The organism is Wolbachia endosymbiont (group B) of Chesias legatella, from assembly GCF_964026945.1.
Lineage (GTDB): Bacteria > Pseudomonadota > Alphaproteobacteria > Rickettsiales > Anaplasmataceae > Wolbachia.
The window spans coordinates 616,881-630,172 of record NZ_OZ034711.1 but is presented as its reverse complement, the minus strand read 5'-3'; the positions used below and the strand labels follow the sequence as shown (position 1 = coordinate 630,172).

Annotated in this window: 5 protein-coding genes; all 5 read right to left on the bottom strand. The window is 34.8% G+C overall.

From position 1 onward, the window contains the following. Nucleotides 1-22: 22 nt before the first annotated feature. Nucleotides 23-268 carry a hypothetical protein gene (locus tag AAGD65_RS06980; RefSeq protein ID WP_410542123.1) on the bottom strand — a complete coding sequence of 82 codons (246 nt, stop codon included), beginning with the start codon at nucleotides 266-268 and terminating at the stop codon, nucleotides 23-25. A 99-nt stretch (nucleotides 269-367) separates the two neighbouring features. Continuing rightward, on the bottom strand, nucleotides 368-961 hold the full coding sequence (locus AAGD65_RS02875; protein WP_341811012.1) for an IS982 family transposase: 594 nt from the start codon (nucleotides 959-961) through the stop codon (nucleotides 368-370). Between the two features lie 419 nt (nucleotides 962-1,380). Further along, nucleotides 1,381-1,692, bottom strand: a complete 312-nt coding sequence (locus tag AAGD65_RS06975) for a hypothetical protein (RefSeq protein ID WP_410530298.1) — start codon at nucleotides 1,690-1,692, stop codon at nucleotides 1,381-1,383. Nucleotides 1,693-2,013: 321 nt separating this feature from the next. Then, nucleotides 2,014-11,727, bottom strand: a complete 9,714-nt coding sequence (locus tag AAGD65_RS02865; RefSeq protein ID WP_341811011.1) for an SET domain-containing protein-lysine N-methyltransferase — start codon at nucleotides 11,725-11,727, stop codon at nucleotides 2,014-2,016. Between the two features lie 194 nt (nucleotides 11,728-11,921). Then, nucleotides 11,922-12,815, bottom strand: a complete 894-nt coding sequence (locus tag AAGD65_RS02860; RefSeq protein WP_341811010.1) for a hypothetical protein — start codon at nucleotides 12,813-12,815, stop codon at nucleotides 11,922-11,924. Between the last annotated feature and the right edge of the window lie 477 nt (nucleotides 12,816-13,292).

Sequence of the window (13,292 nt, the reverse complement as noted above, 5' to 3'; positions counted from 1 at the left end):
ATTTATGCTTGTCAGATTAAGTCTAAACTATTACATCCTCTTCAGCTTGAATAAACCCAGTCAAGTCCCGAATCAACTTGCATGACTCTTGTCCCTTTATTTTTGCTATCATCCATTCTTTGTTAAAAGAACAATTTTCTCTCAGTACTTTTTGTCTAGGAAATAAGCTGCCAACATGAACTGATAATGCGTCCGCTATGACTTTTAATTTTTTAGTTGGAATGCCACATGTTCCTTGCTCATATCTTAAAAAGGTATGATATTTTATGCTGGTTTTATCTACTAAATCTTTTAGGGTATACTTTTGTTTTAACCTCCAGCTTCTTATTTTTTGTGCTATTTTATATCTTATAACCCCAACTATGGATTAACCAGCAAAGAAAGGCATAGAAATAGAGGGCTTTTTCGACTGCATGGAATAGGAAATCAGAACAGAAAAAACATGAATTAGGAAATTTGTTAGCGATCTGTGTCTTGTGTGCTCAATCTCAAATTTGTTTTTCAAGGAGTCGAAAACAGTCTCAACAATCGATCTTTTCCTTAGTAAAATCTTCTCTTTAAATGAAATGAGTACGTTTTTTATACCTTTTTTTACTTTAGTGACGAGTTTTAGGCCTCTATCAAAGAGTTTCTCAAAGAGCTCTTTCTTTATATAGCCCTTATCGCCAAACAAAAGTCCGGTCAATCTTTTAGTTATAGTTGGCACAGGTTTTCTGTCATCAACGTTACCTTTGGTTAGAGTAAGTGCTTGAATTTCTCCAATTTCATTAATTACCAAGTGCAATTTAAAGCCAAAAAACCAGCCGTATGTGCTTTTACTAATTTCTGCCAAACCATCAAAACTTTGTTCTTGGAGATTCTTTTTTTGTGGCAAACAGCGATTATAGAAGTGTCTATGTAGGAAATACCTGTCATTTTTGCTTGTTTGCAGAACCATTGCAAAAGTAATGCTAAATACCATAAAACCCGTGATTTAAGAGCGATAAATCGGTCATATGTTGGCAATTTAGAAAACTCAGATTTATAAAGTGGCAGATAAAGTAGGTAAAAAGCTTTGAAACTTTTGCAAGGGGATTGATGATATAATAGAATTATGGTGAGAATTTCCGAAGTGTTAATTCCTGGTATTCTAGTGGGTTTTCTGCCTTTTGATAGGAGCATATTAGCAAAATTATCATCGACTGTGCGACAAAAATCCTCGACGCAACAGTAAAGTTCTGTAATATCTTTCTTCGTGGGCAACCTCTTAATTATTGCTAAAATACTCGAGCTTACCCTGTTTTCCTCTTCTTAGCTGCACTTTTATCTCTTTATTTAATCCATAGTTGGGGTTTGAAGATGTTTTGTGTAATTTTATTGTTAATATTTCCAGCACTACTATTAAACGAGTTTGTAATGTTTCTTATTTGTTCGCTCAGTAATGGATTTTGGTATAAGTATTTCTGGCACGGTAATTTTAGGTATTCTTGTTGTTTTTTTGCCACTTGATAGAAGCTTTTCTGAAAGTTTTTCATCAGCAATGCGACAAAAATCTTCTATGAAACAGTAAAGTTCTGTAATATCTTTCTTCATGGGTAATCTCTTAATTATTGCTAAAATACTTGAGTTTACCCTATTCCTCTTTTTATTAATTCTACTTTCTAATCCATAACTGGGGTTATTAGTATGTAAATCAACACCTATATAACGCACAAATTTCTTCTTATTGAATACCCCAACATATCAGAGTAGAATATTACCAGTTGGTCCATTCTCCTATACGTAGTCACTAAATTTTATAGGCCGCACGATGATTTTCGGTGACAGAGGCAACTAACCTCCCTTATGAGGTCTTTTTCCTCCATACCGCAAAAAGCAGAAAGGTTCTCACAAAAATGTTCAACCTACCACCTATCCACTCTGAGGAGTTATTATACCTTCTCATCCTTCTAACCAAGCAATAACAATTCATATCATTTTCTTCTCTAATCAGTTCAAAAACATACTCCAAGAAGTCGATTAGTTCATAGAGAGCTACATCAAAATATCACTCTCTCTTCTTTTTATCTTTCGAAGTGATAAATCATCTAGAGCGCTTGATGGAGGAAGAGAATCCCTCGGAAAAGCCTGTAACTTTCTCAATTTTTGTTCAAAAGTAGAACACTCACGTAGTCGTACTTCTCCCTTCCGAGGTGGCTTCTCTCCTGCCACATTAGGAGAGGCTCCCTCCTGAGGTGGCTCTCCTGCCACATTAGGACAGGCTCCTTCCTGAAGCAGCTCCTCTCCTGCTATACTAGAACCGACTCCCTCCTGAGGTGGCTCTCCTGCCACATTAGGACAGGCTCCCTCCTGAAGTGGCTCCTCTGTACTAATAGAGGCATCTTCTCTCACAGAAGATACTACCAGCTTCTCCTTCAAAAGCTCTAAATTTACTTTATAAGAAGCATTGACAGATTTAAATATAGCTTCCCTATCATCATAAGTGATAATATTAGCAAAATGGCAAAAAACTTCTGTACTATCTAATTCTTCATACATATAGGTTTTACTATGCAAGTAAATAGTAGTTTTTATGATTTCACTTAAAAAATACATTTTTTCTCCTTCTTTCACATTATTCAGTAGAAACAATAGAATTTTTAAATCACCATTCAACACAGCCAAAAGTGTAGCATATAAGATAGCATCCTTCATCTTTTCTTTATCAAAATCTTGACCTATTTTGTTTAATATGAATTCTACAAAATAAATATTACCAGAATAGATAGCACATCTAACAGAATGATATGACAAATCACTAAGGATCTTTTTTACATCACAACCCAGATCGAGAGCTAAAGAAAACACTTCTTTGAGCTCATTTTTGAGCTCATTTTTATGATTAAACCTTAATACATCCCATAAAAAACACTTTAATAACTTTTCTTTATTACAAGGAGATAGACTAGATTTACTCAATCTTATAGTCCTTATTGTTTTTTTTATAAAATCTATATTGAAATTCACATAATTTGAATCCTTTTGATCTACTAAAGATTTAAAAATTTTACCTTTACATTTGTCTGATATTTTATAGTATTCATTAATATCTGCATCCCAATTAGCTAGATTAACTAATAAATCTACTTCTCCTTCCTTACTAGTACGGGCTCCTTCCTGAGGCAGCTCCTCTCCTGCTATATTAGAACCGACTCCCTCCTGAGGTGGCTCTCCTGCCACATTAGGACAGGCTCCTTCCTGAAGCAGCTCCTCTCCTGCTATACTAGAACCGACTCCCTCCTGAGGTGGCTCTCCTGCCACATTAGGACAGGCTCTCTTCCTAGTAGGACGGGCTCCTTCCTGAGGCAGCTCTCCTGCTACATTAGGACTGACTCCCTCCTGAGGCGGCTCCTCTCCTACTAAAAAACTAAATATCTTCCGCTTTATAGGTTCACTAAGACTTGTAAGCTTGCCAAAGTTACTCAACCTCATATCTCTGTTATTAGATAGTAAGTCTGCAAGTTCCTCATTACAATCAACACCTCTTTTTTCATGATTTTCTAAACATTCTTTTATCATTTTGACTGAAACTTTTTTTAGCAATAAGTTTACTATTTTAATATATTCTAAATCACCCAAGCTAAATACAACATTGAATATTCCTCTTTCAATTATAAACTTTCTTGCAACTTTCCTCTGCGATTGCGGAGAAAGTTTTTTGTAAAATTCTTGATACAACAAATACTCACCCGCACTCATCAGGTGATCAAATAGGTTGTAACCAAGGGAATCGGTAGAACATAGCACCTCAGATACAAACATCACTACCTGCTTTGCATTGTCATGCATCTTATCTATTGTACTTATCTTCTCAATCAAACGACCAAGGATCCTTTTTTTTGTTTCTGAATCAGTTCTTCTACTGATGACTGTAAAAGTCAATGCATTATATCCATCATGTAATGAACGACGAGTAACATCAACGTAATCTCTTTCCAATAACACTTTTATGATATCCTCCTGTCCCAAATAACATGCAAGCATTAAAGGAACTATCTGTTGTTGTTCGCTATATTTATCAAAATTCCATTTCTTATTTTTCAAAGTTACCGCATAGATCGGCATATTCGATCCTTCTGACAATGCAGCTATAGTGTCTGGCGCACAACCTGCCTGCGAAAGACTATTATCGTATATTTCTTTGAATAATTTAGTTACCACAAAATACTTTTGCCCGCGGTACCCTAAACCTCTAGCAATCTCTTTCTCTAAAGAGAAAACATAATCATAATAAAAATCTTTTGCGCTATTATAACGTTGTGAAGGTGACTTGTAATTATCAGTGTAATGCAGGTAGATAGGAGTAGAATCTAATTTACGAGAACAATCTTGCTTATAATTAAAAAGCAGTTGATGACCAGGCAAAATTTCTCTACTTGTACTCAAGATGAAACAGGCATGTCTTTGAATCCTATTTAAAGTGGCAACAACATTACTGGTGCCTATCGATGCATGATTTAAGTAACTTACCCAGTTTCTTTCTTTCTCTGAATTTGTAGATATTTGTGAATAACGTTCCAGAGTACACTCGTTCATTTCCCTATTACCCGTTCCCAAGAAAGCTTTAGGAGATATTCTTTCTTGGGTATTCAAAAACAACCCATAAACCGTTTCTTCTTCTAAGCAGGCAATTTTTGCAAGTATAATACTAGAATCATTTTTCTCTACATTAAAGTCAGAATTTAAGCCCAATGCACGGTAATTATACTTAATTTGATCTTCAATACCTGCCTTGTACTTAATTTTGCCTTGTTCCTTAATTTGTTTTAACGTATACTTTTCTGGTTGGTCCTCATCAATAAGTATATTATCACTAGTGATTGGAGATTCTCCTTTCGTGCGCTTCAAATGACCTTCCACTCTTGTTTTGCCTAAAAGATAGTCCAGGTACCAATCTGAATGTAGTAAATTTTTTAATTCATCTGACAACTCATGAACGACGGAAAGAGCTTTTTTTTCTAAATCATCATTTCGATGCTCACCAATAAAGTGTAGTCTGTATAATACCCTACCAATAGTCCTTTGGAAGAATTTTATCTCTACTTTGTCTTTCGTCAGTTTAGATACTCTACCTAATATAGACAATATCTCAGTAGAAGATTTAACATCCTTCTGAAGACTATTTAAATTAGAAACCATTCTTAGCATACCTTGAGCAAGCTCCTTATTAATAATAGCATCTCTTTCTCCGTTTTGATAAATGAGATAAACAAGTGTACATAAAGAATTAACAAGAACACGAATACATAAGTAATTTTCATCGGAATAGCTACTATCTAATCGACAATCACCAAGGCCTTTTGTCAAAGAACGAATTAACTCACATAATAGGTCTTCATCTATCACTAAACCTGCATGGGTCAATCTAGATAAGCTAAAGACTGTATTCATAATGTATCGTATATTATGTTTTACAGGAGCGATGGCAATAGCACGAGCTGCAAGATCAGAAACACAATCATTGTAAATACTGTTATCAAAATTAGCATGAGAAAAACTAGCTGATCGTTGTTTACTTTCATATAATTTTGTTATCGCATTATAGATAGGAGCAATATCCTGAAACTTAAACTGCGCGGAGATTTTTTTTACATTTTTTATAAGCTTATCACTGAGGGATTGGACATTCTTACCCATTAGCATCTCTGATGACCATGTTGATAAGCAGACACAGATTTGAGCAATATTTTCAGGAAGACCAAATACTGAATTGTTTTTGAGCACCTTAAGATTAAAGATAGAAGCTATATAAACATCGCTCACTTCTTCTCCCTCAAAATCAAACCAAAAACCACATAACTGATTAAAACGCTCTTTAGCTTTCGCTCCTGTTCCATACAAGACACGAGATATTTCAACAAAACTTATTTTTTCATTCAATATACGTTCTAGATTTGGTTTTTTACCTCCCTCCTTATCAAATAAAGCATCATAAAAATCTTTAAATGCTTCTGCAGCCTTTGCTCCTGATCCACTTAAAATACTGGATACACTGGCAAAATCTATACCGCTATCTATTATATGACTTAGCTCATCTGTTTTCCTCCCATCTGACTTAAACAAAACACCGTGCAATTTCCTGAATGCTTCTGGAGAAACTTCTCCTTCTCCACCCAAAATGTTGAATATATCCCCAAGACTTATCTTGTGAAACAACATATCCTTTAGCTCTCGTTTCGGCTTTCTTTTATCATCAAACAAAACATGATAAAATCTCTTGAATACTTCTGGAGCCTTTATTCCTGTTTTACTTAATATATTGGATAGATCACATATAGTTATTTCATTTTTTAACATATCGTCCAGATCTTGCACCACAGCTCCATTACTATCAAAAAGAACATACCGCAAGTCCTTAAAACAACTTTTAGCATTCAATCCTGATCCATATAAAATATCGGATATATTGTCCGGAGCCATTTGGTTGCTTAACATACATTGTAAATCCGCTTCTAGGTCCACTTTATTATCAGAAAAAGCATCATAAAAATCCTTGAGAATTTCTGGAGCCTTTTCTCCAGAACAGGCTAAAATATTGAAAAAATGAGTTACATTTAACTCTTGATCAAATATACACTTTTGATTTCCGCTCGAATCAAACAAAACATCATATAATTTCTTGAATGCCTCTGCAGCCTTTGCTCCTGATCCACTTAAAATACTGGACAAACTGGCAAAATCTATACCGCTATCTATTATATGACTTAGCTCATCTGTTTTCCCTCCATCTGACTTAAACAAAACACCATACAAATTCTTAAATGCTTCTGCAGCCTTTGTTCCCGATCTTCTTAAAATACTGAACACATTGGCAAAGCCTATACCGCTATCTATTATATGACTTAGCTCATCTGTTTTCCCTCCATCTGACTTAAACAAAACACCATACAAATTCTTGAATGCTTCTGCAGCCTTTAATCCCGCTCCACTTAAAATACTGGACAAACTGGCAAAATCTATATCGCTATCTATTATATGACTTAGCTCATCTGTTTTCCCTCCCTCCTCATCAAATAAAGCATCATAAAAATCTTTAAATGCTTCTGCAGCCTTTGTTCCTGATCCACTTAAAATACTAGATATGCTAGAAAAAGCTATCCCGCTTTGTAATATATAATCCAGCTTGCATAGTTGATTGTCGTCCAAATCAAACAAAACATTACATAATTTCTTGAATGCTTCTGCAGCCTTTGTTCCTGATCTACTTAAAATACTGGACACATTGGTAAAATCTACACCAATGTTTAATATACGCTCTAACTCTGGTCTTTCTCTTCCCGAACTATCAAACAAAACATCATACAAATTCTTGAATGCCTCTGGAGCATTTGCTCGCACCCCTATAATATGGGAAAGGCTGGAAAAATTTATACCTATGTTTAATATACGCTCTAACTCTGGTCTTTCTCTTCCCGAGCTATCAAACAAAACATCATACAAATTCTTGAATGCCTCTGGAGCATTTGCTCCTGTCTCGGTCAAAATATGGGATATGCTAGAAAAATCTACCCTGCTATTTAATATACACTCTAGCCTACTTTTTTGATTTCCGCTCGAATCAAACAAAACACTATACAAATTCTTGAATGCTTCTGGAGCCTTTATTCCTGATCCGCATAAAATACCAGATATGCTAGAAAAAGCTATCCCGCTACTTAATACATTCGTTAGCTTATCTGTTTCTCTTCCATTAAAATCAAACAAAGCATCATACAACCCATTGAATGCTTTTGGAGCCCTTTCTCCTGCATTTTTTAAAATAGAAGATATGCTAGAAAAACTAACCCTGCTTTGTAATATATAATCTAGCTTGCACCGTTGATTGTGGTCCAAATCAAACAAAGCATCATACAACCCATTGAATGCTTTTGGAGCCTCTACTCCTGTCCTTTTTAAAATACAAGATATGCTAGAAAAGTTCACTTTTCTTTTTAGCATATACTCTATCTTGCATCGTTGACTTTTATCCAAAGAAAACAAAGCATCATACAACCTATTAAATACTTCTGGAGCACGTGGTCCTAACCTAGCCATAATAGTCGAAATGCTCACAAAATCTATACCGATATCTAATATACGACTTAGCTTACCTGTTTCTTTTCCCTTCAAATCAAATGCATAGTAGAGCTCATAGAATACTTCTCCAATCCCAGCTCCCGCCGAAGATATAATATTGGAAAGGCTGGCAAAATCTATACCCCTATCTGTCATATCAATTAGCTCATCTGTTTTCCTCCCATCTGACTTAAACAAAACACCGTACAAATTCCTGAATGCTTCTGCAGCCTTTGTTCCTGATCCATTTAAAATATTGGATACGTTGACAAAACTTATACCTTTGTTTAGCATATTCTCTAACTCTGTTTTTTTTCTTCCCGAACCATCAAACAAAACATCATACAAATTCTTGAATGCTTCTGCAGCCTTTGTTCCTGATCCACTTAAAATATGGGATATGCTAGAAAAATTTATCTCGCTATTTAATATACACTTTAGTCTACTTTTTTGATTTCCGTTCGACTCAAATAAAACATCATGCAATTTCTTGAATGCTTCTGCAGCCTTTGCTCCTGATCTACTTAAAATATTGGACACGTTGACAAAATCTATACTTTCGTTTAGCATATGCTCTAACTCTGTTTTTTTTCTTCCCGAACCATCAAACAAAACATCATACAAATTCTTGAATGCTTCTGCAGCCTTTGCTCCTGATCCGCATAAAATACCAGATATGCTAGAAAACCTAATCCCGCTTCGTAATATATAATCCAGCCTGCATTGTTGATTGTCGTCCAAATCAAACAAAACACCATACAAATCGTTGAATGCTTTTGGAGCCTTTACTCCTGATCCACTTAAAATACTGGATAAATTGGCAAAATCTATACCGCTATCTATTATATGATTTAGCTTATCTGTTTTCTCTCCGTCCGACTTAAACAAAATATCATACAAATTCTTGAATGTTTCTGAAGCCTTTGTTCCTGATCCACTTAAAATACTGGACACATTGGCAAAATCTATACCTCCACTTAACATATTCTGTATTTTTTCGCTTTTATTATCAAAAAAGATCTTATGTAAATTCTTTAATTCATCTGCAGCCGCTGCCTTTGCTTTAGTTATCAAGCTAAACACGAAAGATAACTTGAGACCGCTATTTGTAATACTTGATAGAATATTTGTGGCCTTTCCTTCCTTATCAAATAAAGTATCATGCAAATTCTTGAATGCTTCTGCAGCCTTTAATCCCGCTCCACTCAAAACGTTGGATATGCAAAAAAATCTCACCCCGCAATTTAACATACGACTTAGCTCATCTGTTTGTTGTCCATCCGACTCAAATAAAACATCATGCAAATTCTTGAATGCCTCTGCAGCCTTTGCTCCTGATCCACTTAGGATACTGGTTATACTAGAAAAATGTATCCCGCTATCTATTATATGACTTAGCTCATCTGTTTTCCCTCCATCCGACTTAAATAAAACATCATGCAAATTCTTGAATGCTTTTGGAGCCTTTGATCCTGATCCATGCAAAACGCTGGCTATACCAGGCAAATATATCCCGCTATCTATCATATGATTTAGCTCATTTGTTTTCTCTCCATCCGACTTAAATAAAATACCATGCAATTTCTTGAATGTTTCTACAACCTGTGCTCCCGATCCACTTAAGATGCTGAACACAACAGTCAAAGATAATCCAGCTCTTAGTATATCCTGTAGTTCTGATGATGGCTGTCCTCTATTATCAAATAAGGCATCATACAATTTCTCGAATGCTCCTGGAGCCTTTGATCCCGCTCCAATCATTAAGGAGGACACCTTCTCACTATTCAGACATCTGCGCGATATATAGGATATCCTGCTTTCTTGATTTACGATAAAAAACAAAGCATCATGGAAATCCTTAAATACATCTGCAATCTTTGCTGATGAAATAGATATAACGTTGAATATTCTAGTTAAAGTAAAACCGTATTCTAAGTAATCGTTGAATTCTTTTGTTCTTTCTTTTTTTTCATCAAATAATACTTTATAGAACGAGTCGAATGCTTTTGAAAAATTTAATTTTGATTTATTTACAATGGATAGGATATGAGAGACAGTCAATCCATTATCTAACATGAGCCTTAACTTTTCCGATCCATCTTTCGAAAAAAATATACTATGAAGTTGATTAAACATTTCTGGAGACTTGTCTCCTGATTTACCCAAAGCACGAGAGATACTCTTCCAATCAAACCCAAAGTTTAACATGCAAGACAGCTCCTTTTTTTTTCTTCCTTCCTTATCAAACCAAATATTATGCAAGTCATTGAATACTTTTAGAGTATGCCTTCCTGACCCACTTAAAATGTAAGATATATCATGCATAGTGCACCTAGCATTTAACATATGCTCTAGTTCCTGTTTTGCTTTCCCCTCGCTATCAAAAAACTTATTTATCAACTTCTCCAATACTTCCACATGCACGATCCCTCTCATACCCAGAATAGTGACCAAGTCTTGCATACTCATAACACTTGCTGACAGACGGATTAGTATCGCTTTGGGCTTTCCTTCAAAAAAAAATACATCATAAAACTTCCTAAACATTTCTGCAGCCTTTCCTCTTACTCCTCTCATAATATTTTTTACATCACACAGAGTCAGTCCAGTACTCAAGATATGCTCTAGTTCTGGTGTTTTTTCTCCTTCTTTAGTGCACACAGCATTATGAAATTCATTGAATAACTTCCCCACCCTCACTCCCGAATTAGTCATAATGGAGAATACATGATCCATAGTGAACCCAATACCTAATACATGTTGTAGCTCATCTGTTTTTTTTCCGTTCGAATCAAAGAAAGTATTATATGCTGCCTTGAATGCTTCTTCAGACTTACATCCCGATCCACGAATAATAGACTGTATACCGCTTATATATTGATTTTTAGACAAGAAGTCAAACATCGCTTTCTCTTCTTTTGTTCTTAAAAAGTAAAAAAAAGAATCATCATTACCGGAAGCATTTTTAGTAATAACACCACTTTTTAATTTGCAAGCTTTTTTTGGCTTATTAACACTTCTCTCTGATTTCTTAGCTACCGTAGACTCAGAATTTAAAGTTTCTTTAAGACCTTCAGCAAAACCCTTTCTTAAAGAGACAGGATCTTTTTTTAAGCTTTTTAAGCTCTCCTTTACCTTAACGTGATCATAGTTTCCACCCCCTATTACATTTAAAATCTCTTTCGCATTTTCCAAAGCAAATACTCCACAATTATGACCGTCCTGCTGCTGTTTGCAAGATACATTGTAAATATTATTCTTCGAGTATCCATTGCTTTCTAAAAACTCATCTAAGCAAGTCCGTTTAACAGAAGAAGCTTTATTCTTCATATTACGACCGACATTACATCTACCAGTAGCACTTACAAGACACGTTTCGATACCTTCTCCAAGAGAATCTGAATAGAAAAAAATATCTTCCTTCCTATTATCACGGATAGCAACCAATGTTACCCAGTGGTTAGAATTTTGATTAAGAATGTATATTAATTTCTTATCTCTATTCTTCTTGAACTTGTTTAATTGCGCTCGTAAGATTTCACAACCTTCAACTCCAAAAATTATATCATTACTTTCAGTCCATTTATAGATATGCTTTCCAAGATCCGAGATAACGTAATTTTCAAGAAAAGATCGACAATTATTACCTGTCAAGTTCTCTTGAAAATCTTTACTCAGAAGACATATACCTGAAGCAGGTCCCGCCTTTTTTTGATTCTTTGTAACAGGAGGCCCTTTTAATATTGATGACTGCTTTTGTGTTTCATTTTTAGAACTACTTATATCAGTAGAAGATCCTTGTTTTGCACAGCTTGGACCTGCTAAATCACCTGCTATTTGTTCTGGACCTAGAGCACGAGTCTAGAGAAATGCCCTGCTGATAAAAATATTGTTTCTTGCTCTTTACTACCCCATAATTTATCTACCCTTACATACTTAGTATTTATCATTCTTGAGTCTGGTTTAAAATCATGTACATTTTGCTCAGAATTACCTTCAATATTGACGATAATTCTAGTATTAGATAGGGAAGCTAAAATAGGAACTTCTTCAATGAAAATAAAATAACTTTGACTTTGTATTTCTTCTAGATAGGCTTGATATAAGGATTCACTTTCAATAAACGTGTCGCTTATGAATTTAGGATTGTATCTAACGTCATAGTCTCTAATATGAAGACCAGGAATGTAACATGATAAATAGGGGAAAGTGTCTTCCTCGATAGGAGCAAGTAGTTTATTCTTGTTTTCTTCTTTACGTAAATCTGAGATAGTAAGAGAAACTTTCTTATTTCCTAAAGATCTGGTATTATACACATCAGTTATTACTGAATATATTATCTTTGCAAATTCGTCATCCTCACGAAACTTTGCTGCAATTGCTTCTCTTAATTCTCGAATGTCATTAGAAGCTTTATCAACCTTATCATTTACTTCTTTAGCGAAATCCTTTATTTTATGAGAGTTACTACCTAACTTTTCTGGTTCACCTAAAAAGGTAGTTAGAACTGAGTACAACTGACTCTTTAAATCAGCAGGCATGCTTTCATCGTTTAAACACGTAAATTGATTAAGAAATCTATGCCATTCCATTCTCATATCTTGCGCTCTTTCAGCCCGATACCCATCAGGTGTATAGTCACCAAACACTGCATGAAAAAAACAGTTACCATCACCCACTGTTTCACAAACTCTTGTAGTTTGTTTACAAACAGGTAAATCAGACATATTACTATTTAACATAGCTTTACTTATAAATCAGTTGCTCGATCGTACTGCGAATCTAGGATGACGTTGTGACAATGGTTCTGCTGCTTTATCTTTATTTACCCAAAACCTACATGCAGATATTTTACAATTCAATACCTATAAAACATTATTCCTCTAGCCCTTATATGGCGAACAAGCACAAACGCCTGCACTACTTGCCCTATGTACTACTTATTTCTTGATTCGTGTGTCATAATAGTTAAAGTTACCCCACCCTTAAAATTTGTCAACCATTATTTTAGAAGATTTTTTAGATTTGGAATAATTTTTGATAACGAGCTCCATACATGAACTCTTGTTTATTTTAAATTTTGTTTTTGTTATAAGTTCGTTAATCCTTCTGCAAGCAAGATAATATTAATTTAGCAAAATATATTACTTAATATATCAATTGAATTAACCATTTTCAGCAACCAAAACCACAGGCGGTGAGAATCGTTCGTTTTGGGG

Coding starts and splice junctions, on each gene's coding strand:
- AAGD65_RS02875 (WP_341811012.1), bottom strand. CDS start 961: ATGGTATTTAGCATTACTTTTGCAATGGTTCTGCAAACAAGCAAAAAT.
- AAGD65_RS02860 (WP_341811010.1), bottom strand. CDS start 12,815: ATGTTAAATAGTAATATGTCTGATTTACCTGTTTGTAAACAAACTACA.